General features: G+C 60.8%; 22 protein-coding genes. 16 read left to right on the forward strand and 6 right to left on the reverse strand.

The window, feature by feature from the left end; all coding sequences use genetic code 11:
- Positions 1–9 precede the first annotated feature (9 nt).
- On the forward strand, positions 10–1,323 hold the full coding sequence (locus tag HMPREF2604_RS12030) for a DUF4921 family protein (protein ID WP_185963332.1): 1,314 nt from the start codon (positions 10–12) through the stop codon (positions 1,321–1,323).
- A gap of 10 nt (positions 1,324–1,333) precedes the next feature.
- On the opposite strand, the gene HMPREF2604_RS12035 is transcribed toward HMPREF2604_RS12030, so the two are convergent.
- Both HMPREF2604_RS12035 and yaaA read right to left on the reverse strand, forming a co-directional pair.
- Entirely contained in the window at positions 1,334–2,458 is a 1,125-nt protein-coding gene (locus HMPREF2604_RS12035) for an ATP-binding protein (protein ID WP_070520090.1), read from the reverse strand.
- Positions 2,459–2,535: 77 nt separating this feature from the next.
- Positions 2,536–3,258: a peroxide stress protein YaaA gene (yaaA, locus tag HMPREF2604_RS12040; protein ID WP_070565591.1), complete on the reverse strand. Its 723-nt coding sequence runs from the start codon at positions 3,256–3,258 to the stop codon at positions 2,536–2,538.
- Between the two features lie 32 nt (positions 3,259–3,290).
- On the opposite strand from yaaA, the gene HMPREF2604_RS12045 reads away from it, so the two are divergent.
- Both HMPREF2604_RS12045 and HMPREF2604_RS12050 read left to right on the forward strand, forming a co-directional pair.
- Positions 3,291–5,060: a proline--tRNA ligase gene (locus tag HMPREF2604_RS12045; protein ID WP_070565593.1), complete on the forward strand. Its 1,770-nt coding sequence runs from the start codon at positions 3,291–3,293 to the stop codon at positions 5,058–5,060.
- Between the two features lie 27 nt (positions 5,061–5,087).
- Positions 5,088–5,483 (forward strand): DoxX family protein, encoded by a 396-nt coding sequence (locus HMPREF2604_RS12050; RefSeq protein ID WP_070533133.1) that lies wholly within the window; start codon positions 5,088–5,090, stop codon positions 5,481–5,483.
- Positions 5,484–5,513: 30 nt separating this feature from the next.
- Here the strand turns inward: HMPREF2604_RS12050 and HMPREF2604_RS12055 are convergent, their stop codons facing one another.
- Positions 5,514–6,368 (reverse strand): hypothetical protein, encoded by an 855-nt coding sequence (locus tag HMPREF2604_RS12055; protein WP_070533131.1) that lies wholly within the window; start codon positions 6,366–6,368, stop codon positions 5,514–5,516.
- A 37-nt stretch (positions 6,369–6,405) separates the two neighbouring features.
- Here HMPREF2604_RS12055 and rimP point away from each other — a divergent pair, with 37 nt between their 5' ends.
- The 9 genes from rimP (at position 6,406) to HMPREF2604_RS12100 (ending at position 15,681) form a co-directional block, all read left to right on the forward strand.
- Positions 6,406–6,972, forward strand: a complete 567-nt coding sequence (gene rimP, locus HMPREF2604_RS12060; RefSeq protein WP_070565594.1) for a ribosome maturation factor RimP — start codon at positions 6,406–6,408, stop codon at positions 6,970–6,972.
- A 3-nt stretch (positions 6,973–6,975) separates the two neighbouring features.
- Positions 6,976–7,992, forward strand: coding sequence for a transcription termination factor NusA (nusA, locus tag HMPREF2604_RS12065; RefSeq protein ID WP_070533127.1), 1,017 nt, complete (start codon positions 6,976–6,978; stop codon positions 7,990–7,992).
- Between the two features lie 120 nt (positions 7,993–8,112).
- Positions 8,113–8,448, forward strand: coding sequence for a YlxR family protein (locus HMPREF2604_RS12070; protein ID WP_070565596.1), 336 nt, complete (start codon positions 8,113–8,115; stop codon positions 8,446–8,448).
- A 109-nt stretch (positions 8,449–8,557) separates the two neighbouring features.
- Complete coding sequence (gene infB, locus HMPREF2604_RS12075; protein ID WP_070520106.1) at positions 8,558–11,293, forward strand: translation initiation factor IF-2; 2,736 nt, start codon at positions 8,558–8,560, stop codon at positions 11,291–11,293.
- A gap of 149 nt (positions 11,294–11,442) precedes the next feature.
- The gene (gene rbfA / locus HMPREF2604_RS12080) at positions 11,443–11,886 is read left to right on the forward strand and encodes a 30S ribosome-binding factor RbfA (RefSeq protein ID WP_070533123.1); all 444 of its coding nucleotides are present in this window, start codon (positions 11,443–11,445) and stop codon (positions 11,884–11,886) included.
- Entirely contained in the window at positions 11,887–12,849 is a 963-nt protein-coding gene (locus tag HMPREF2604_RS12085) for a DHH family phosphoesterase (RefSeq protein WP_070565598.1), read from the forward strand. It abuts the gene before it with no gap.
- Positions 12,850–14,148 (forward strand): MATE family efflux transporter, encoded by a 1,299-nt coding sequence (locus tag HMPREF2604_RS12090; RefSeq protein WP_070565600.1) that lies wholly within the window; start codon positions 12,850–12,852, stop codon positions 14,146–14,148.
- Positions 14,149–14,192: 44 nt separating this feature from the next.
- Entirely contained in the window at positions 14,193–15,014 is an 822-nt protein-coding gene (locus HMPREF2604_RS12095; protein ID WP_070520114.1) for a metallophosphoesterase family protein, read from the forward strand.
- A complete protein-coding gene (locus HMPREF2604_RS12100) occupies positions 15,007–15,681 on the forward strand; it encodes a 4'-phosphopantetheinyl transferase family protein (RefSeq protein WP_070533120.1) in 675 nt (224 codons plus the stop codon). The genes HMPREF2604_RS12095 and HMPREF2604_RS12100 overlap by 8 nt, the downstream gene beginning before the upstream one ends.
- Here HMPREF2604_RS12100 and truB read toward each other — a convergent pair.
- Positions 15,678–16,571 carry a tRNA pseudouridine(55) synthase TruB gene (gene truB / locus HMPREF2604_RS12105; RefSeq protein WP_070565602.1) on the reverse strand — a complete coding sequence of 298 codons (894 nt, stop codon included), beginning with the start codon at positions 16,569–16,571 and terminating at the stop codon, positions 15,678–15,680. The two genes, HMPREF2604_RS12100 and truB, sit on opposite strands and share 4 nt — an antisense overlap.
- A 37-nt stretch (positions 16,572–16,608) precedes the next feature.
- Between truB and HMPREF2604_RS12110 the strand changes: the two genes are divergently transcribed.
- The 4 genes from HMPREF2604_RS12110 (at position 16,609) to HMPREF2604_RS12125 (ending at position 21,268) form a co-directional block, all read left to right on the forward strand.
- Positions 16,609–17,589, forward strand: coding sequence for a bifunctional riboflavin kinase/FAD synthetase (locus tag HMPREF2604_RS12110; RefSeq protein ID WP_070565604.1), 981 nt, complete (start codon positions 16,609–16,611; stop codon positions 17,587–17,589).
- Positions 17,590–18,507, forward strand: a complete 918-nt coding sequence (locus HMPREF2604_RS12115; protein ID WP_070565606.1) for a nucleoside hydrolase — start codon at positions 17,590–17,592, stop codon at positions 18,505–18,507.
- Between the two features lie 80 nt (positions 18,508–18,587).
- Positions 18,588–18,857, forward strand: coding sequence for a 30S ribosomal protein S15 (rpsO, locus tag HMPREF2604_RS12120; RefSeq protein WP_010190317.1), 270 nt, complete (start codon positions 18,588–18,590; stop codon positions 18,855–18,857).
- Positions 18,858–18,997: 140 nt separating this feature from the next.
- On the forward strand, positions 18,998–21,268 hold the full coding sequence (locus HMPREF2604_RS12125; protein ID WP_070520124.1) for a polyribonucleotide nucleotidyltransferase: 2,271 nt from the start codon (positions 18,998–19,000) through the stop codon (positions 21,266–21,268).
- Positions 21,269–21,358: 90 nt separating this feature from the next.
- Here the strand turns inward: HMPREF2604_RS12125 and HMPREF2604_RS13750 are convergent, their stop codons facing one another.
- A complete protein-coding gene (locus HMPREF2604_RS13750) occupies positions 21,359–21,523 on the reverse strand; it encodes an AMIN-like domain-containing (lipo)protein (RefSeq protein WP_246818427.1) in 165 nt (54 codons plus the stop codon).
- A 293-nt stretch (positions 21,524–21,816) separates the two neighbouring features.
- Positions 21,817–22,206, reverse strand: coding sequence for a VOC family protein (locus HMPREF2604_RS12130; protein WP_070565607.1), 390 nt, complete (start codon positions 22,204–22,206; stop codon positions 21,817–21,819).
- Positions 22,207–22,519 lie beyond the last annotated feature (313 nt).

A 22,519-nucleotide genomic window follows, 5' to 3' on the forward strand; every position in this document is an offset into this window, starting at 1 on the left:
CTGGGCTGCATGAGCGAAGCACTCTTTAGCCGCGTCGAACCTATCCAGACCATGGCGGATGGGACCGTCAAACAGGTCAACCCCTTCTCCGGAACGGAGGTGTGGACGGTGCCGGGACGTGGAAACCGTCCGCTCTCGCGTCCTGCGAAGGATCCGCAGCCCCTGACGGCCGATGCCATGACGCACAGCTGTGCTTTTTGCTCCGGGCGCATGTTAGACACCCCGCCGGAAAAGTCCCGCATCCTGGCTTCGGGGGAGATCCAGCGCGGGCTCCTTCCACACGAGCTGGACACAACCCAGCCGGTGTTTCGCCGGGTTCCTAACCTTTTTGAGATCGTGTCTTATGACTACTGGCATGAGAACTATGGCTTCACCATGGACCCAGACCTAGCTCAGCACAAGGAGAAATATGAAGCCGATGAGGCCGGGCGCCTGCACGTACTCAACGTGGTGCGCACCAAACTCAAGGCCGCGGGCAAAGACGCCGCGCTGGGCGACGACTCTCTCCTCGCCCTCGCCGATGGCTTCTTCGGTGGCGGGCACGATGTCATCATTTCTTCGCGCCACTTCGTGGAGGGGGCGGTCGACGACAGCCAGCTGGCTTCCTCCGGCACGCTGAGCCCCGATGAGCACTTTCTGCTCACAACCTTCACCGCGGAATCAACGCGCGAGCTCTACCAGCGAAACCGCTATGCCTCTTATGTCGCCGTGTTCCAGAACTGGCTGGCACCGGCGGGCGCGTCCTTCGACCACCTGCACAAGCAGCTCGTCGCGATTGATGCTCTGGGCATGGCAGCCCAGCAAGAAAATGCGATTCTACGTGCACACCCCAACATGTACAACGATTGGGCAGTTGGGTATGCGGCAAAGCGCAACCTTGTTATCGCAGAGAATGACTATGCGGTCCTCTTCGCCGGCTTTGGCCACCGCTATCCCACGCTGGAGATCTTCTCCAAGTCGCCCCGCTGTGAACCGTGGGAACAAACACCTGGCGAAGTCCGTGGAATGTCGGATCTGATCCATGCTGCACACGCCGCAGTGGGGCCGGATGTGGCATGCAATGAAGAGTGGCACCACCGCCCACCCAGCGTGGATCTGCCGCAGCCGTGGCGCGTGATGATCAAGCTCAGGGTATCGACCTTGGCCGGCTTTGAAGGCGGCACGAAGGTCTACATCAACACCATCGATCCATGGGGCTTGCGTGATCGCGTCGTGGACGCCATGTTCCGCCTTCGTGAGCGCGGAAAGATTGCCTCCGGCATCTCTATCGCCACTGAGTGCGAGCTCAAACGCAATAGTTTGCGTTATAACCCGCTGGTGTAATCAGTAACGTTTAGTCCACGTAGGTTTGTTCGCCGCCTGCGTGAAGATAATCGCGGAGGTACGGCAGGGCGAGAGCAACCGTGCCGTGCCGTGGGGCATCGATAAGCCCCTGCTCTAGCAAACGCGCGCGCACTTCACTGAGAGACGTCGTCGTTGTCTTCAGCTCGTGAGCGATAGCGCCAGATGTGGCCGTCCCCGCCTCATCTGCGATATCAGCCAGCGCGTGAAGGTACTCAAGTTGTCGTTGGCTGAGCGCACGTACCGCAGGATCGTGCACTTGGGTTCCCATTGTCGTGATTGCCTCACCAAGAACTGCGTCGACGGTTGTTGAGGAAATGGTCGTCTCACTGGCTTGGGATGCAGCGTTCCAGGCCAAGTACCCGATGAGCTGGATGAGGAAGGGATAACCGTGGCTCGCTTCAGTAGCGCGGTCGGCGGCTTCGTCGTTGAAAGCAATCGAAGTCAAAGCTGCCGTATCTTTGAAAGCGCTGGTCGTAGCTTGCGGGTTAACAGGTCCTAGGTGAAATCTGCGGGCACGGCGCAGAAACGTTGTTCCCGGCAGGTGTAGAAGCTTGTCAACACCGGCAGTAAGCCCTGCCATCACGATGGAAACGTCGAGTTCATCGCGAACAAGATGCTGGAATGCGACTGCGATTATCTCAAGGTCATGAGGATCGGCGTCCTGAATCTCATCGATAGTAAGTAGAATTCCGCTGTCTCGGAGATGAGCGGAGAGTTCGCGCAAGCGCGATTCTAATGTTGGCACTGGTGGCGTACCAATCTCTTCAGTACCAATGCCACCGAGGCCCGCTATACGTATGTCTTTGATTCGACGGGTTGATGGAGAAGCCAGCTGGTTGATCTTTTCTGGGATGATGGAGTCGATGAGCTGAGTGACTGAATTGCTTCGACCACTGACTCGAATAACAGCCCATCCTTGTTGGGCTGCGATGTCCTCGAGCTCAGTCAACAGGACCGTTTTGCCCATCCCACGATGACCGCTAATAAGCATTGCGCGATTAGGGTTGCCAACTCCGCCGTCGAGCCCAACCGTGAAGTCATTGAGGACCGCACTGCGGCCAGCCCACTTAAGTGGGCTGGCACCAAAGGTTGGGCGAAAAGGGTTTCCAGTCATGCTGGAAGTATATAGCAGGCAGATAAATTGATAAATAGATAAATCGGCGAGCGTAGATAAATTGATAAATAGATAAATCAGACCACGAGCACCAGCTCGCTGCCGCGCAGTTCGGTATTCATGCCCGCCGCCTGGGCTACGCGGGCGGCATCCTCGAGGGAGGAGACGCTCTCACCCTGGAGGGCGAGTACGCGGGCGAGCTCACCCTTGTAGTGCTTGTTGAAGTGGGAGACCACCTTGCGCGAACCATCCTCCTGCACCGTTTCCACGCGCACCGTGGCGACGTCCTTGAGCTTGCCCAACTGCTGGTAGGTGCCCGAGCGCATGTCGATGAGGAACTCGCCTGCGGCTACTAGCGCGCGCAGCTCATCGGTGATGGCCGTACCCCAGCGTGACTTGAGAGTCTTCCCACCCAACTTGGTGCCACCGGAAAGCCGGTAGTGCGGGATGAGATCATCGGCGCGCAGCAACCCGAAGAGCGCATCACCCACAGCGAGGTGTTGACGTGCGGCTGGGGGAAGGGAGGGGGAATCGAGGGCGTCGTACAGCACGCCCGTAAACCGCTCCAGCGCGGGCATGGTGGGGGAGGACGCCAACTCGCGGTTGGACTCGGCTTCCCCACGCAGCTTTTCCGAGAGCTTGAGCACCTTTTGCGCCTCGTCGAGGGGCAAAGAAGACAATTCAGCAGCGATTTCTTGGCGTATTGGATTCAGCGCGGGGAAAGAGAGCTCTTCCCAGTTGAGGGGCGCGCCGCTGCCGCCGTGTGCTTTGGTCTCAGAAGGAGGGAGGATGATCAGCATGGCTACATGCTAGCGATGTAGACTGAGCAACCATGATTACACGTCTTTCTGAGCTTTTCCTCCGCACTCTTCGTGAGGATCCGGCTGATGCCGAAGTCCCCAGCCACAAGCTTCTCGTCCGCGCAGGCTATGTGCGCCGCGTCGCGCCGGGTGTGTACACCTGGTTGCCATTGGGACTGCGCGCCATGCGCAAGATCGAAGACGTTATCCGCCAGGAAATGAACGCCATCGGTGGCCAGGAGATGCTCTTCCCGGCGCTGCTGCCGCGCGATCCTTATGAGCAGTCGAACCGCTGGACGGAATACGGCGATAATTTGTTCAGGCTTAAGGATCGCAAGGGTGCGGACATGCTGCTGGGCCCGACCCATGAGGAGATGTTCGCCACTGCGGTGAAGGATATGTATTCCTCCTACAAGGACTTCCCGGTCACGCTGTACCAGATTCAGACGAAGTACCGCGATGAGGAACGTCCGCGCGCTGGCGTGCTGCGCGGCCGCGAATTCACCATGAAGGACTCCTACTCCTTCGACATGACGGATGAGGGGCTCGATGAGTCCTATGCCCGCCACCGCAAGGCCTACCAGAACATCTTCGACCGCCTAGAGATCGATTACGCGATCTGTAAGGCCACCTCCGGTGCGATGGGTGGCTCGGCCTCCGAGGAGTTCCTCGCCGTGTCCGAGGTGGGTGAGGATACCTTCGTTCGCGCCACGGAGGGAGACTACGCAGCCAACGTGGAAGCAGTAGTGACCCAGGCGCCGGAGGAGATTCCCTTCGACGGTCTGCCGGAGGCACAGGAGCACGAGACTCCGAAATCCGAGACCATCGAGTCCCTGGTGGAGTGGGCTAAGGGTGCTGGCATTACTGTCGACGGCCGCGAGGTCACCGCAGCGGACACCCTCAAGTGCATGATGATCAAGGTGGCTGCGCCCGCGGCCGCTGAGGAAGAGAAGAAATGGGAGCTGGCCGCCGTCCTTATTCCGGGCGACCGCGAGCTGGATGAAAAGCGCTTGGAGGCTTCGCTGGAGCCGGTCGAGTTTGAGCTCGCCGGCGAGGGCGACTTCAAGAAGAACCCCTTCTTGGTCAAGGGCTACGTTGGCCCGCGTGCCCTCAACGCTCACGACGTGAAGGTTTATGCCGACCCGCGCGTAGTTTCCGGTTCGTCGTGGATTACCGGCGCGGATGCCCCGCAGCGTCACGTCGTCGGCTTGGTGGCCGGCCGTGATTTCACCGTGGATGAGTTCATCGAGGCCGCGGAGGTCAAGGAAGGTGACCCGGCGCCGAACGGTCAGGGCACTCTGACCCTGGAGCGCGGCATTGAGTTGGGCCACATCTTCCAGCTGGGCCGCAAGTACACCGAAGCATTCGACGTCCAGATTCTGGATGAGAATGGCAAGCGCGCCGTGCCGACCATGGGCTCCTATGGCATTGGTGTCACGCGCATGCTCGCCGTGCTGGCGGAGCAGCGCCACGATGAGAAGGGCCTCAACTGGCCAGTGGCCGTGGCCCCGTACCAGGTGCACGTGGCCGTGGCGAACAAGGACGCCGCTGCCCTCGAGGCCGGTCAGAAGCTGGTGGAGGACCTAGATCGCGCTGGCATCGAGGTGCTTTTCGACGACCGCCCCAAGGTTTCCCCGGGCGTGAAGTTCAAGGATGCGGAGCTGCTGGGTATGCCCTTTATCGCCATCCTGGGCCGCTCCTTCAAGGACGGCATCATTGAGTTGCGCATCCGTGGCGGCGAAACCCGTGAGGTCCCCGCAGACTCCATCGTGGACACCTTAACGGAGCTCATCCGCGGCTAGGTGCGTTAAGCGCGTAGGCTCGCGGGTATGAGTTCTCACCACCCCGCACTGGCATATTCAATGGCTGCAGCACTCTCTGCCATGGGAGTGCTGCATTTTGCTAAGCCGAAGCCCTTCGAGTCCATCATCCCGCCACAACTTCCAGGGTCGGCTCGCTTCTACAACTTCACCTCTGGCGCCTGGGAAGTGGTTACCGGTGCGCTCCTGGCGAACCCATCGACGCGGCCTGCAGGCGGCCTTTCAGCCCTAGCTTTGCTCGCCGCCGTGTGGCCGGCGAACTTCTACCAGGCCTACAGGGACTTAGAAAGCGGCAAGGCATCAACCGGCAAGAAGATCTACCACGCGGTGCGTCTGCCGTTGCAGATTCCGGTCATGCGCTATGCCTGGTCGCTGTACGCCGAAAAGAACGCCAAACGTCGGTAGCTCAGGAAAATCGAGCCCGCGAGGGAGGAATTAAGCTGCACTGATGCGGTGAGATTGGGCGGCTACAGAAATAAGCCAGCTTCGCCATTCAGCATTGGGTGCCGCTTGGTTGGGCGCCTCCTGTGAGGCGGCGGAGGCCCATGTCACCGTGTCACTATGCGCGACGTCGTCAAGGAACGCGCGCGCTGAGGCGGCGTCTACGGGCAGCTCACCGGAGGACGAGGTGTAGGCCGCTGCGGGCTGTGGCACTGGTCCGATTTTGGCTACTGCTTCTTGGAGTGCGAGGACGCGGCTCTCGTGCAGAGCGAGGCGCTCATCAACCAGCTCTTCGACGTCAGGTGTGACATAGGAACGAGCAAAGTCCAAGGCATACACCTGCTGGTATTCCCAGTCCAAGAGTTCGGTGGCGAGGTCAGCGTCACCCTCCGTCAGCTCCGGCACAGCGCCCGGTTCATCGGTGGAGCGGGCCTCCATTGCGATGGCTTGGGCGACGAGCAAGGGCCGAGATTCCGGGGAGACCGCGTCAAGCTGCTCCTCAGTCGATGAAGAAGCTGCGGCAAGCACGGCAGCCGCATCGGTGGCCTCGTGTGCTTCACCCTCACGATTCACTTCGCAGGAGCGCGGAACGTGTCCTTCCTCGTCGCGGCCGCAGAGGCGCTCAATTTCGGAGTAAAGCTCGTCTGCGTGCTGCGCGCGCAGGGACGCGGCATCGGGATCGAGTTTCTGCAGTGCGTGGGCGTCGGCGCTGGCATCGTGAGCCAGAGAGGTCAACGTAGGGTCTGCATGGGGGCCAAAATAATCCACGATCGCGTCGGTGGCTTGGCAGCCGCCCAGCCAGGGGGCGGCGCAGACTAAGAGGGTGGGCACAACTACTCGGCGGTTCACGCGATAGACCCTACCCGGGTGTCCTAGTCTAGAGCGCATGGCATTCCCAACACCCGCGCAACTAACCGAAATCCTGCAGCCTGTCGCCGCCGCGCGCGGCCTCGACATCGAGGACGTGAAGACCACTCGTGCAGGAAAGAAATCTCAGGTCATCATCCGTGTTGACGGTGACGAACGCCCAAGTTCCGATCTCATTGAGGAGCTCTCGCAGGAGATTTCGGCGCTCTTTGATGCACAGGAAGAGGCGGGCACCCTCAACTTTGGCGCGGGTTACACCCTGGAGGTGTCGACGCCGGGGGTGGACTTTCCGCTGAGTGCCCCGCGCCACTGGCGCCGCAACCAAGGGAGGCTCGTGGGCTACGTGCTCACCGAGGAACCTGGCACGACCCGCGTCGCCCGTATCGGAGCGCTGTCCGAGGATGAAGAATCCGTGGCGCTCATCACCACTGTGAAAAAGGAGGTGCGCTATCAGGTTGAGCGATTGGAAAATCTAAGCCGCGCAGTGGTAGAAATTGAATTTGCCCAACCTTCAGCCATGGAGCTGGAGGCGGCACAGCAGACGTTCGACTTCGCCGAGCAGAACTCGGCAACCCGAGAGGACTAACAAGTGAATATTGACCTAGAGGCACTTCGCACGATTCAGCGCGAGCGCGGCGTCCCGGTAAAGGACCTGCTCGAAGCGATTGCGGGTGCCCTTTTGTATTCCTACCTGGATCACCGTGCCGAGTCAGCCGAGACCAAGGCGGAAGGTACGAAGTCTCGCGTCGACATCGACGCCGATAGCGGTGCTGTCACCGTCGTCGTGACCGAGAGTGATCCGGAGACTGGAGAGGTCATCAGTGAATACGACGACACTCCCGACAACTTTGGGCGCATCGGCGCGCAGGCGGTCCGCGATGCCATCCTGCGTAAGCTGCGCGAGAATGAGGCGGAACGAACCTACGATTCCTATTCGGAGCTCACCGGAACGGTTGTGTCGGGCGTCGTCCAGCGCGATATTCACGCGAACAAGCGCGGCGTCGTCGTGGTGCAGCTGGGTACCGAACACGACTCGCAGGATGCTTTCCTGCTGCCCGCCGAGCAGCTGCCGGGGGAGAAGCTCGAGCATGGCGACCGCGTTAAGGCCTACGTCGTGGGCGTGAACCGCACCGGAGCCAAGGTGCAGATCACGTTGTCGCGCACTCACCCTGAGCTGGTGCGTGGCCTGTTCGAGCTGGAGGTCCCAGAGGTTGCTGATGGCTCGGTTGAGCTCATTGCTATTGCCCGCGAGGCTGGCCACCGCTCGAAGGTATCCGTGCGCGGTCACGTTAAGGGGCTCAATGCCAAGGGCGCGTGCATCGGCCCGAAGGGTTCGCGCGTGAGCAACGTGATGCGTGAACTTGGTGGTGAGAAGATTGACATCATCGATTTCAACGAAGACCCTGCCGTCTATGTGGGCAACGCTCTTGCTCCGTCAAAGGTCGTGCGCGTAGAAATCCTCGACTCGGAGGCGCAAGTGGCCAAGGTGACTGTGCCGGATTACCAGCTCTCGCTCGCAATCGGTAAGGAAGGCCAGAATGCCCGCCTCGCGGCGCGCCTGACTGGATGGAAGATTGATATTCACTCTGATGCCGCTCGCGATTAGCTTTCCGACGGGCCTGCGGTGGGATTAAAGGTTTGGCCCGTTTTCGCGTAGAGTAGACAACGGCCCACATGCAGGAATGCTGTGGCGCAGGAATAGTGGCGATACGACGTAAGGAGTTGGATGTCTCAAGGACAGCGGCTCCGCACGTGTATTGCTACGCGTCAAAAGCATCCCGACACGGAACTGCTCAGGGTGGTCGCCGATAGGGACGATCCTTCAGGACGCCGTGTTGTTCCGGATCCAGGCCGCCGCCTTCCCGGTAGGGGAGCGTGGATTATACCGGATCTGGAAGCAGTAGAGCTGGCGGAGCGAACCCGTGCCTTCAGGCGCGCGCTCCGATTGTCCACAGACGTGGACACAGGTCACGTACGTGAGTACCTCGCTGCTCAGCAGCAGGTGCAGTCGGCGGGCAAGCGTCCGTGCGACCCAGAGTTAAAAAGGAAGACCGAACACTGATGAGCGCACAACGATGAAGCAGCATCAGCGATGAAAGTCCATAGCCATTAACTAGGGGTCAAGCCGTGTTCCGCGGCCTTGGCTCCTAGAAAGATTAAAGAGGAGACAAGTGCCCGGAAAGCTACGTGTACACGAGTTGGCAAAGCAGCTCGGTGTAACCAGCAAGGAACTGCTCGCCACGCTGAAGGAACAAGGCGAGTTCGTCAAGACCGCATCCTCGACCATCGAACCGCCGGTGATCAAGAAGATGCGCGCACACTATGAAGCAAAGGGTGGCAACGACAAGCCCGCAGACAAGAACGCGTCTGCAGCTACCCCTGCTTCCGCTGCCAAGAAATCTGCTGCCAAGAAGACTGCAGAGAAGAAGCCGGCGGAAAAGAAGCCAGCAGCCACGCCAAAGCCTGGCCCCAAGCCGGGTGGTGCCCCGAAGCCAGGTGCTGCTCCGACACAGAGCGGCGCCCCCAAGCCGGGTGCCGCTCCCAAGCCGGGCGGTGCCCCGAAGCCGGGTGGCGCTCCCAAGCCCGGAGCACAGCGCAAGGGCGGCGAACGCGCAGTTACCCCGCGTTCCATGCCGAAGCCTGGCGGTACCCGCCGCGTGGCCAATAACCCGTTCTCCACGGGTAGCTCCAGCGATCGACCCAGCCCAGGGCCGCGCCCGGGCGGAAGCAAGGGTCAGCGCTCTGGCGGCAAGCCTGGAGATAACCGCGGCGGTAAGGGCGGCGCACGCCCGCAGGGCGATGGCAACCGTGGTGGACGTCGTCCTTCGCCAGCGATGATGCCTTCGCATCCGAATCCGGCCAGTATGCCGTCGAAGGCCGCAGGTAGCGGCGGTGGCGGTCGCGGTCGTGGCGGCCGCGGTGGTGGCCCAGGCCATGGCGGTCCAGGCCACGGAGGTTTCCGTGGTGGACGCGGCGGACGCCGCGGTGGCACCGCTGGTGCATTCGGACGTCCCGGTGGCGCACCGCGTCGCGGTAAGAAGTCGAAGCGTCAGAAGCGCCATGAGTTTGAAGAGCAGCAGAAGCATGAGGTAGGCGGCGTACGCTTGCCTGACGGCGGCGGTAAGGTTGTTCGCCTTCGCCGCGGTGCTTCCCTGGCTGACTTCGCCGAGAAGATTGGTGCGGATCCCGCAGCATTGGTGCAGGCGCTCTTCAACCTCGGTGAGATGGTGACCGCTACGGCCTCCGTATCTGAGGACACCCTGCAGCTCTTGGGCTCGGAGATCAATTACGAGGTCCAGGTTGTCTCCCCTGAGGATGAGGACCGCGAGCTGCTCGAATCCTTCGACCTGCAATTTGGTGAGGACGAGGGCGGCGAAGAAGCCCTTGAGAAGCGCCCGCCAGTCGTGACCGTGATGGGTCACGTTGACCACGGTAAGACCCGCCTTCTGGATACCATCCGTAAGACCAACGAAGGTGCGGGCGAGGCCGGCGGCATTACGCAGGGCATCGGCGCCTACCAAACCACGGTGGACGTTGAAGACGGTCCGCGAACCATCACCTTCCTGGATACCCCGGGTCACGAGGCGTTTACCGCCATGCGTGCCCGCGGTGCTAAGTCCACCGACTTGGCCATCCTGGTGGTTGCTGCTGATGACGGCGTTATGCCGCAGACCATCGAGGCAATCAACCACGCGAAGGCAGCGGATATCCCTGTGGTCGTCGCGGTCAACAAGATTGATAAGCCGGAAGCTTCCCCGGACAAGATCCGTGGTCAGCTCACTGAGTACGGACTTGTTCCGGAGGAGTACGGCGGCGACACGATGTTCGTGGATATTTCTGCGAAGAACAACATCAACATCGACGACCTGCTCGAGGCTGTCATCCTGACCGCGGATGCTTCCCTAGAGCTCACCGCTAACCCGGACATGGACGCGCAGGGTTCTGCGATCGAGGCTCACCTCGACCGCGGTCGAGGCCCGGTGGCTACGGTCATCATCCAGCGCGGTACGCTGCGCATCGGTGATTCCATCGTGGTCGGCGATGCCCATGGCCGCGTGCGTCGTATGCTCGACGAATTCGGTAACGATGTGGAAGAAGCCGGTCCGTCCCGCCCGGTCCAGGTGCAGGGTCTCAATGGCGTACCAGGTGCCGGCGATAACCTCTTGGTTGTTGAGGACGACCGCGTGGCTCGCCAGATTGCCGCACAGCGCGATGCTCGGAAGCGTTCCGCACTGCAGGCGAAGGCGCGCAAGCGCGTCTCCCTCGAGGATCTGGATGCCGTGCTCAAGGAAACCTCGACGCTCAACCTCATCCTCAAGGGCGACAACGCCGGTTCCGTCGAGGCACTGGAAGACGCCCTCTTGGATATCGAGGTCGACGACGAGGTACAGCTCAACATCATCGACCGTGGTGTTGGTGCGGTGACGCAGACCAACGTCACTTTGGCTGCGGCCTCCGACGCCGTCATCATTGCCTTCAACGTTCGCGCTGAGGGTAAGGCAACCGAGGAAGCCAACGCCGAGGGCGTTGATATCCGCTACTACACGGTGATTTACCGTGCTATCGAAGAGGTCGAGGCAGCGCTGAAGGGCATGCTCAAGCCCATCTACGAGGAGCGCGACACCGGTGCAGCGGAGATCCGCGCGCTGTTCAAGTCCTCCGCGGTCGGCACCATTGCCGGTTGTATGGTCACCGAGGGCAAGGTCAAGCGCAACGGCAAGGTGCGCCTCGTGCGCGACGGAAACGTCATTACCTCCGATGCCAAGATCGAGTCCCTGCGCCACGAGAAGGATGACGCCAACGAGATTAACGCCGGATATGAGTGCGGTATGGTTCTGTCCTACCCGGATATCCAGGTAGGCGATATCATTCAGGCCTTTGAAGAAGTCGAGGTCCCGCGCGACTAGCCGCACCTGAGTTCTTCACTCAGTAACAGAGCTCAGTACTAAAGCCCAGCCAGGAGAGATTCTGGCTGGGCTTTACTCGTTTCGGCCGAACGGCGGCGAATCGGTATCCTAGACTAGTTGCCAGCAACCGTACGCAAAGGAGCTTCACCATGGTTGATCACGCACGCGCCGCACGCATGGCTAAGCGCATTCAGACAATCGTTGCGAGTGCGATTGAACGCCAGATTAAGGATCGCCGCCTTGAACTGGTTACCATCACAGATGCCCGCGTTACGGGTGACCTGCATGATGCCACCGTGTATTACACGGTGCGCGGAACGGATATTGATTCCGAGCCGAATTTTGACCAGGCGGCCGAAGCTCTTGCGAGGGCCAAGGGCCAATTGCGCAAGATCGTGGGTGATGAGCTGTCCGTTCGCTTTACCCCGACCTTGTCTTTTGAGCTCGATACCGTCCCTGAAGCCTCCGCTCACATGGAGGATGTGCTTGCACGCGCACGTGCACGCGATGCAGAACTGGCCAAGCTGAAGGAAGGCGCGAAGCCGGCTGGGGATGCGAACCCGTATAAGACCTCGGATGAGGAAGAAGACTAAGTGTCACGAACCAACTACGAAGCCGCAGTTGATGCGCTGGTCCAGGCCAGCAGCATTTGCATCATTACCCACTTGCGCCCCGACGCCGACGCCGTTGGCTCTGCGGCCGCCCTCACCTTGGCGCTTCGTCAGCGCGGTAAGCAGACCCGCACCGTGATTGGCCAGCGCCGAGACATTTCCGCCAACCTGTTTTCCATTCCCACCGTGGATGAAATCGAGTTGGTGGATGAGCTCCCGCAGGGCTATGACCTTTATGTCACTGTGGACTGCGGATCGATCGACCGGACTGGGTCGGTAGCACGGGACATTGAGGAGATGGCGGCCGTTGGGCGCGTCCTGTGCATCGATCACCACGCTTCTAACGATGGCTTTGGTGCGATCAATGTTGTGGATCCGGTATGTGAGTCCACCACGGTGGTGTTGCTCGATATCTTAGATAGGCTGTCCATTCAGATTGATCGCGTCATCGCGCACTGTCTGTACGCCGGGCTAGTGACCGACACAGGTAACTTCCGGTGGGGCCGCCCAGCGATGCACGATATTGCCGCGCGCCTGATGCTCTATGGGCTTGATACCAAGCAGATCGCGTTGGATCTTATGGATGCCAGCACCGCCGATGACCTGCAGATGATTGGTCGCGTCCTCTCGGGCCTCAGGATCGAAGCAGCGGGAGAGCACCGCCTCGCTGTCCTCTTCGTGCCGCATGAGGAAGTCAGTACGCACGCAGATTCCGCGATCGAGTCCTTCGTCGACTATGTCCGCGCCCTGAAAGGCACAGACATCGGGGTTGTGTTCAAGGAACAGGCCCCTGAAGTGTGGGCGGTGTCTTTGCGCTCCTCAGCAGTGAACTGTGCCGAGGTGGCCCTCACCTTTGGCGGAGGAGGCCATATTCCAGCCGCCGGCTATACCGCGCACGGCACGCCTGAGGAGGTTATTGCGCAGCTGGTAGGTGTGTTGTCTTAAATGGCTTGCGAGCAACCCGTCAAGGTTTCTGCGGCGGAAGTCTTCCGCCTTGCCGTGCCCGCTTTGGGTGTCTTAGCGGCCATGCCGCTGTATTTGCTTCTGGACACCGCGGTAGTGGGACGGTTGGGCGCGCAGGATCTGGCCTCGCTGGGGGCTGCGGCCACGATCCATTCGGTGGTCACTACCCAGCTGACCTTCTTGTCCTATGGCACAACCGCGCGTGCTTCGCGTTTGTTCGGCGCAGGCAAACGTGAGGAAGCTGTAGCCGAAGGCGTTCAGGCCACGTGGGTTGCGGTTGGCGTCGGCCTGGTCCTAGCGGTCCTTATGTGGCTCTTCGCCGGGGGCTTTGCCTCCTGGTTGACCGGCAACCCCGAAACGGCGAAGGGAACCGCACAGTGGCTGCGCATCGCCGCCATCGCGATTCCCTTTACCCTCATCACGATGGCTGGTAACGGTTGGATGCGAGGGGTACAAGACACCCGCAAGCCCTTGTATTTCACACTTGCCGGCATGATCCCTGGCGCTAGTGCAGTGCCTATTTTCGTGCACTTGTGGGGGCTGCAGGGGTCAGCCTTAGCCACGGTGCTGGGGATGGGAATCATCGCGGCATTCTTTCTCAGGGAACTGCGCCGCGAACATACCGGCTCGTGGGAAGTCCGCTGGCGCGTCGTACGCCGGCAGCTCGTGCTGGGGCGCGATCTCATTGTGCGCTCGTTGAGTTTCCAAGTGGCCTTTTTATCCGCAGCAGCTGTGGCTTCGCGCATCGGAACCGCACAACTGGCCGCGCATCAAATCTTGATGCAGTTGTGGAACTTCTTGTCCCTTGTGCTGGATTCACTGGCAATTGCCGCCCAGGCCTTGACCGGCGCGGCACTGGGTGCAGGCTCAGCGCGCTACGCCCGCACGGTGGGTACTAAGGTGACGCTCTATTCGACGTCCTTCTCCCTTGGACTTGCTGTGATTCTTGCGCTTGGTTCCGGGATCATCCCGCGGATCTTCACCACGAGCCCGGAAGTCCTCGAGGTGATCTCCGGACCTTGGTGGGTTATGACTTTCCTCGTCATCATCGGCGGGGTGGGCTTCGCCTTGGACGGCGTTCTCCTCGGCGCTGGGGATGCAGCTTTTCTTCGCACGCTGACCTTGGCGGCGGTACTTCTAGGCTTCCTTCCCGGCGTCTGGTTGGCTTTTGCTCTTGGCACCGGGCTTAGCGGAGTATGGGGCGGGATCGCCGCGTTCATCTTCATCCGCATGGTAGGCGTCGTCTGGCGCTTTCGCTCGATGCGGTGGGCGCGGGTCTAAGCCTGTGGTAGAAGTAGAGGGAATGTTCGTGTGAAGGAGGCATTATGACCACTCTGTGGGCCGTCTCCGATCTCCACGCGGCGGTGCGAGTCAACGGTGAGCGCATCGATGAACTCGTACCGCCGAATCCCCATGACTGGTTGATCGTCGCAGGGGACGTCGCCGAGCGCATTGACCTAGTGATCAACACCTTGGCGCGGCTGAAGAACCGCTATGCCACCGTCATTTGGGTGCCCGGCAACCATGAGCTGTTTTCTCGGGGACAGGACGCATTTAAGGGGCGCGCAAAATACGACCGGCTTGTTGAAGGCTGCCGTGAGATCGGCGTGATTACCCCAGAGGATCCTTATCCGGTCTTCGGAGGGGTGACCGTCGTCCCGCTGTTTACGCTGTACGATTACAGCTTTCGCCCGCCGGGGACCACGGTCGAACAAGAGCTTGCGAGCGCAAAGCAAAAGCAAATCGTCATGACCGATGAATTCGCCATTGCCCCCTTCGTCGATGTGCGTGCTTGGTGCTGGGACCGGCTGGCCTATTCAATTAAGCGCCTGTCCCGGGTGGAAGGGGAGACCGTCCTCATCAATCACTGGCCATTGGTCCAGGAGCCGACCCTCTACTTGCGCTGGCCCGAAGTGGCCTTGTGGTGCGGTACCCGCCACACGCGTTCGTGGCCGCGGCGCTACAACGCCAAAGCCGTGGTCTATGGGCATCTTCACATGCCAAACCGAGCCAATATCGACGGTGTGGACCACATCGAGGTTTCGCTAGGGTATCCGCGTGAATGGCAGGCACACGGTGGCCTCCAGCAGTGGCCGTATCCGGTGCTCACCATCGATGAGACGACGGGGAGGGCCGAGCATGCTTGAGCCTTCCCTCTTCCCAGAGTCTGCGCGCTACTGCTACGTGCGCACGGATGAGTCGATGACTAATCTCCTCAATTTCCATCACCTATCCCCTGAGGAGCGCGCTGTGGTCTCGCAGGCCGTGGACGTTCGCAAGTCGGAATTTGGGGATGCCCGCTGGTGCGCTCACCGCGCGCTGAAGGAGCTTAATTACACCGGCGAGGAACCTATTCTGCGCGGTGAGCGGGGCATGCCGCTGTGGCCGGAAGGCTACACGGGATCGATGACGCACACCGAGGGGTTGCGCGCAGCGGTGGCAGCGCCCACCACACACGTGCGCTCGATGGGACTCGACGCCGAGCCAGCGGAGCCCTTGCCGGAACACGTGTTGACGATGATCGCCCGGCCAGGGGAGATGCCGCAGTTGTCCCGCCTCCGCGCGGCGGGCATCTCCTGCCCGGACCGCCTGTTGTTTTGTGCGAAGGAAGCCACCTACAAGACGTGGTTCCCCATGACGCGGCGGTGGCTCGATTTCGATCAGGCCGAAATTGACTTGCGCCTCGACGGAACTTTAGTCTCCTACCTCCTAGCGCGACCGACCCCGGTGCCGTTCATTACCGGCCACTGGATCATTCGGGACGGCTATGTCATCGTCTCTGCCGCCGTCCCGGCGCTCAACTTTGAGAACTAAAGAGTGGAGGGGCGAGCGACAAAAACCGTGGCCAGGCGCTTGCCCTTCTCTTTGATTAGGGCGACGGATCGGCCCTGCGGATCGACGGCCGCGTAGGTGCCTTTCAACCCACGCGGCTCCAGCCACTTACCCATGGCCAAGGCCTGAGCCTCGTCATCGGTGACCTCCAAGACCGGATAGCTACGAGCGAGCGCCTCGTCGAGGCTCAAGGACAGCCTCGGGGAGGTCTCGAGGGCGTCGAGGGGGAGGGCGTCGTCAAGCGTAAAAGGCCCTACCTCCGTGCGGCGCAGCGCGGTGAGATGCCCGCCGACGCCGAGCGCTTCCCCCAAATCCCGAGCCAGCGAGCGGATGTAGGTGCCCGAAGAACAGGCCACCGACACGTCCAGATCAATGAACTCTCCGGTGCGCCGCGTATCGAGGATATCGAAGCGGCTGACTGTGACCGGGCGAGCTGGAATCTCAACCTCTTCGCCCGCCCGCACCCGTTCGTGGGCACGCTTGCCATCGATTTTGATCGCGGACACCGCTGCCGGACGCTGCATAATATCGCCGGTCAAGGCATCAACTTCCTGCGCAATAGCTGAACTTTCCACAGCGGTTGCCGGTTTACCCCACGTGGTTTCCCCCTCCGCGTCGTCGGTGTGGGTCGCCATGCCGAGGCGAATCGTGGCCTCGTAGGCCTTGGTGGAGGCCACCATGTGGGCGAGGAATTTCGTGCCGCGCTCAATGCCAACGACGAGCACCCCCGTGGCCATGGGATCTAGCGTGCCTGCGTGCCCCACCTTGCGGGTGTGGAAGAAGCGCCGCAGTTTTCCCACGACATCGTGCGAGGTCATGCCGGCGGGCTTGTCGACGACCACGAGGCCAGAACGTTCGAGCGGATCAGTCATGCCCTGCAGTCTAGGGCACCGTCTGCTGTGGGATAGCATGGTGCCCGTGGATATTTGGTACGGAATCGATAGCATCCCCGATGACCTCGGTCCGACGTCGGTGACAATTGGCGTCTTCGACGGCCTGCACCGCGGCCACCAGCAGCTCGTGACGAAGGCCGTCGAGCACGCGCGCGAACACGGTCATAGTGCGGTCATGGTGACCTTCGATCCGCACCCAGTTTCGGTGTTCCTTCCGGAGCGCGCGCCGTTGTCCGTCATTACTTTTGAGCGCCGCATGCAACTGGCGGAAGAAATGGGCATCGAGGCCGTGCTCGTCATCGATTTCACTGAGGAGCTCCGGGGCGTCGAGCCGCGCGAGTACGTGACGGACCTCCTTGTGGGGCGCTTGCATGCGGAACACGTCGTGGTGGGGGAGAATTTCACCTTTGGCGCGGGCGCGGCTGGTACGGCGGAGGCGCTGGCGGAATTCGGAGCCGAGCTCGGCTTCGGCGTTGACATCGTGCCCTTGCTTGACGACGACGGCGAGCGCGTCTGCTCCACCAACATCCGCGCCGCTCTTGCCAAGGGCGATATCGCGCGCGCGAACTGGGCGCTGGGGCGTCATTTCACGGTGACTGGGCCCGTCGTGCGCGGTGCAGGACGCGGCGGAAAGGAACTCGGTTTCCCGACCGCCAACCAGTACTTCCCGGAATCCGTCGCTATCCCAGCCGATGGCGTCTATGCGGGCTGGTTCGTGGTCGAGCCCACCGGCGCCCCTTTGGAAGGAGACATGGAGCCCGGTGTTCCTTATCCAGCGGCCATTTCGGTGGGCACAAACCCCACCTTCGGCGATGAGGAGCGCTCTGTGGAGTCCTTCGTGCTGGACCGCGACGCCGACCTCTACGGCCACGAGGCCACCGTGCATTTTGTCGATCACGTGCGCGACATGGAGAAATTCAACTCCGTTGAGGAGCTCCTAGCGGCTATGGAGCGCGACGTCGCCCGAGTTCGTGAGATTCTTGCCCGTGAGGCCTAAATGAAGATCATCCTCGACCTCGACACAGGAATCGACGACGCCCTCGCGCTCGCCTATGCCGTTGCGCACCCTGACCTCGAGCTGATCGGGGTCACCGGCACCTATGGCAACGTGCCGGTGGCCTTGGGAGTGCGCAACTCGCTGGCGTTGCTCGAGCTTCTCGACGCCTCGGACGTCCCTGTCTTTTCCGGCCCGACGCGGCCGGGCTTTAGCGTGGCTCCCATTTCGGCGTTCATTCATGGACGCAATGGCCTCGGCGAGGTTCTCTTGCCTCCGCCGCGGCGCAAAGCCTACGAGGATGCGGTGGGCTTTTTTGTCCGTTCGGTCCGCGAACATGGCGAGGACTTGGTGATAGTGCCGACGGGGCCGTCGACAAGCATTGCAGCCGCCATGCGCGAGGACCCGGACTTTGCCCGCAACGCCCGCATCGTGATGATGGGCGGCGCGCTAACCGTGCCCGGAAACGTCACTCCTTATGCCGAGGCCAACGTCTTCCAAGATCCCCAAGCCACGGACTATGTCTTTCGCCATGCACAGAACCTCACTATGGTGGGGCTCGACGTCACGTTGCGCACGTTGCTCACCAGGGAGCATACGAAGCAGTGGCGAGGCACGCGGACGGGCCGGATCTACGCGGACATCGTGGACTACTACATCCGCGCCTACAAAACGACGTCTCCGCACCTCGGCGGTTGTGGGCTCCACGATCCCTTGGCGGTGGCAGTGGCAGCGGATCTTTCGCTGGTCACATGCCTCGACCTCAATCTGCGGTGTGAGGAGAACGGACGCACCATCGGTGACCCTGAGCGCCTAAACAATCCCACCACCCGCGTGGCCGTTGCTGTCGACGACGCGCGCTTCGTCGAGGATTTGATGTCGAAGCTGGGCAGCCTCTATACTTCTACTTCGGCTTGCTGACTGCGGTCCACAGTAGTCACGGGCAGCGCCTTTCAGGCGCAACATTTCATGTGGACTGAAATACAATAGGAGATTTTTCCATGGCTTTGAGCACCGAGAAGAAGGCTGAAATCCTCAAGGAGTACGGCCTGCACGAGACCGACACCGGTTCCCCGGAGGCACAGGTTGCGCTGCTGACTTCCCGCATCAACAACCTGACCGAGCACCTCAAGGATCACAAGCATGATCACCACTCCCGTCGTGGTCTGCTGCTCATGGTTGGTCGCCGTCGTGGCTTGCTGAAGTACCTGGCCGCTAACGACGTTGACCGTTACCGCGATCTGATTTCTCGCCTGGGTCTGCGCCGCTAAGCGCTCGACTTTTAGCCCCCGCACCAAGTGTGCGGGGGTTTTCTTGTCCCTTCTGCTAAAATCCTTGGGCGTTGTCAGAAAACATCGAAGAAGAGGCGGCACCGAAGATCGCCATGACAGCTCCAAGGAGAGTTTCATACATGAGCGCTAAGAACGCTAAGAATCAAACGAACAACTCCGTCGAGTTCGCAATCGACGAGGACTACGGCATTACCGAGGCCATCGCCACCCTGGATAACGGCGATTTCGGCACCCGTACTATCCGTTTTGAGACGGGCCAGCTTGCCCGACAGGCTGGTGGCTCCGTGACCACCTACCTGGACGAGGACACCATGCTGCTGTCCACGACCACCGCTTCCAACCAGCCGCGTGAGGGCTTCGACTTCTTCCCGCTGACCGTGGATGTGGAAGAGCGCATGTACGCCGCGGGTAAGATCCCGGGCTCCTTCTTCCGCCGCGAGGGCCGTCCTTCCACCGAAGCTATCCTGGCCTGCCGCCTCATCGACCGCCCGCTGCGTCCGACCTTCGTGAAGGGTTTGCGCAACGAGGTTCAGGTCGTTGTCACGGTCCTCTCCATGGACCCGGAGGAGTACTACGACGTCGTTGCCATCAACGGTGCTTCTGCCTCCACTCAGCTCTCCGGTCTGCCGGTTTCTGGCCCGGTGGGTGGCGTGCGCATGGCGCTGATTGCCGATGACAAGCACCCGAAGGGACAGTGGGTGGCCTTCCCGAACAACGAGCAGCACGAGCGTGCTCTCTTCGAGATGGTCGTTGCCGGCCGCATCGTGAAGAAGGGCCGCAAGGACGACGTTGCCATCATGATGGTGGAGGCGGGCGCCGGCGTGAACGTGGCCGAGCGCATCAAGGAAGGTGCTCCGGCTCCGCAGGAATCCACCGTGGCTGAGGGCCTTGAGGCTGCCAAGCCTTTCATTAAGACCCTGTGCGAAGCGCAGGCAGGCCTGGCCGAGCGCGCCGCCAAGGAAACCCAGGAATTCCCGCTCTTCCCGGCCTATGGGGATGATGTCTACGCTGCTGTCGAAAAGGCTGCCTCCAAGAAGCTGGAGAAGCTGCTTACCATCCCGGGCAAGCAGGACCGCGACGATGCTACCAATGACTACATGGAGCAGGTTGAGGCACAGCTCATCGAGGACTTTGATGACCTCGATGAGGCTGATGCCTCCAAGCAGATCCGCAATGCATTCAATGCCGTGATGAAGGCCATCGTCCGCAACAAGATCCTCACTGAAGGATTCCGCATCGATGGCCGCGGCGTCACCGATATCCGTGACCTCGGCGTTGAGGTCGATCTCGTTCCGCGCGCCCATGGTTCCTCCCTCTTTGAGCGCGGTGAGACCCAGATTCTGGGTGTGACCACCCTGGACATGCTCAAGATGGAACAGCAGATCGACTCCCTGACCCCAGTGGAGTCCAAGCGCTACATGCACCACTACAACTTCCCGCCGTATTCCACCGGTGAGACCGGCCGTGTGGGCTCCCCGAAGCGCCGCGAAATCGGCCACGGTGCTCTGGCTGAGCGTGCCTTGCTGCCGGTTATCCCGTCCCGCGAGGATTTCCCTTATGCCATCCGCCAGGTTTCTGAGGCCCTCGGCTCCAACGGTTCCACCTCCATGGGGTCCGTCTGTGCATCCACCCTGTCCCTCTACAACGCGGGCGTTCCGCTGAAGGCACCGGTGGCAGGTATCGCCATGGGTCTTGTTTCCGGTGAGGTGAATGGCAAGGAAAAGTTCGTGGCGCTCACCGATATTCTCGGCGCTGAGGACGCTTTCGGCGATATGGACTTCAAGGTCGCCGGCACCTCCGAGTTCATCACTGCACTGCAGCTGGATACCAAATTGGACGGCATTCCTTCGCACGTGCTTGCCGACGCCCTCGAGCAAGCCCGCGACGCCCGTGCCGCTATCCTTGACACCATGGCTGAGGTCATCGAAGGCCCTGATGAGATGTCTGGCCTGGCTCCGCGCATTACCTCTGTGACCATTCCGGTGAACAAGATTGGTGAGCTCATTGGTCCGAAGGGCAAGACCATCAACGCCATCACCGAGGAGACCGGTGCCGATGTCTCCATTGAGGAAGACGGCACGGTGTATATCTCTGCCGCTACCGGCGAAGCCGCTGAGGCAGCTATTGAGCGAGTAAATGGCATCGCTAACCCGCAGCTACCCAAGGTGGGCGAGCGTTTCCTTGGCACCGTGGTTAAGACCGTGGCCTTTGGTGCCTTCGTCTCCCTGACCCCGGGCCGTGACGGCCTGGTGCACATCTCGAAGCTGGGCGGCGACGAGCGCATCGAAAAGGTCGAGGACGTCGTCAACGTTGGTGACAAGATCCAGGTTGAAATCGCGGACATTGATAACCGCGGCAAGATTTCCCTGGTTCCGGTTGAGGAGGACTAATCCTCAGATCACCTAGGAACGACTAGGACGAGGGCCCTGCCACCCAGCTCTTAAGTAGCTGAGGCAGGGCCCTTAGCGTTGCCGCGGCCGCTATTCTTGGAAGTCGAGTACCAAGCGCTTAGGGTGCTCAAGGAAAGTCACCGAGTACGGCGTCTTCTTTTTCAGGCCAATGACCAGTTGGGATTGTGCCTCGAATGAGGTGGTGTATACGACTTCACTCACCACGCCGGCACCAGGAGTATTTCCCGGCTTCATATATTTTTCTTCAAGCTGGGGAGTGGAAGGCCACGGGGTACCTTCGATTCCCAGATTGAGAAAAGCGCTTCCTTAAAAGCAGCGGCATTGGCTACCTGCCGGGAAGGAGGTGCCTGCGTGTCACTGGACTGCTGCGGTGCATCGGCGGTGCCTGTGCTCGACGGAATCGTGCTGACCAGCGGCGCCGGCAAAGTATCCGCGCCGCGATCCGCGCATCCGCCCAGCGGCATGATACATACAGCGGTGATGATTGCGACGATGGAAGCGGAAAGAAACTGGGCGCGACAATTTCGCTATCTCTTAAGCTGTACAAGTTGGATGAGGTTTCCTACAGTGTCGTCGAAGACAGCGATGATAGAGGGGCCGACGTCGGTGGGCTCCATAGTGAAATCCACGCCCTTTTCAGTGAGTTCCCTATATTCCTTCTCCACGTCTGCGGACAAGAACTGGGTGGCAGGAATGCCATCGGCCTTGAGCGCTGCTGCGTAGTCCTTGGACGCCGGGTGGGCCTTTGGCTCGAGGAGGAGCTCCGTATTTCCCTGACCTTCAGCATTGGTCACCGTGAGCCATCGAAAGTCTCCGTGGGTCACATCGACCTTGACTCGAAAGCCGAGCGTATTGACATAGAAGTCGTGCGCGCGAGCAACGTCATCGACAGGTACTGAAGCAATGTAGATCTGCATTCGCCCCATATAAACGAGCATGACGAAACCACGCCGGCGGCCCTGCCTGCAGCAGGGGAGACCTGACTAGGGCTGAGTGATACAGTCGTCGTTCTTTTCGACGGTGGGTGTGTTCTTGGTTTCTTGTCCTTTCGGTTGTTTGGAGTGTGGTGTCGTCGTTTGATTCGACGAGGGCTAGGCCCCCTGTTCTTCGTCATCGTCGTCGTTTGATTCGACGACTCAGGTTTTAGAAGGGGATGTCCTCGCCGCTGTCGGTGTTGGTCTGGGTTTCGGCTTCGGCTTTGGCTTGTTGTTGTGCGTAGTCGTCGAGTTC

Source organism: Corynebacterium sp. HMSC055A01 (assembly GCF_001809405.1).
Classification (GTDB): domain Bacteria; phylum Actinomycetota; class Actinomycetes; order Mycobacteriales; family Mycobacteriaceae; genus Corynebacterium; species Corynebacterium hesseae.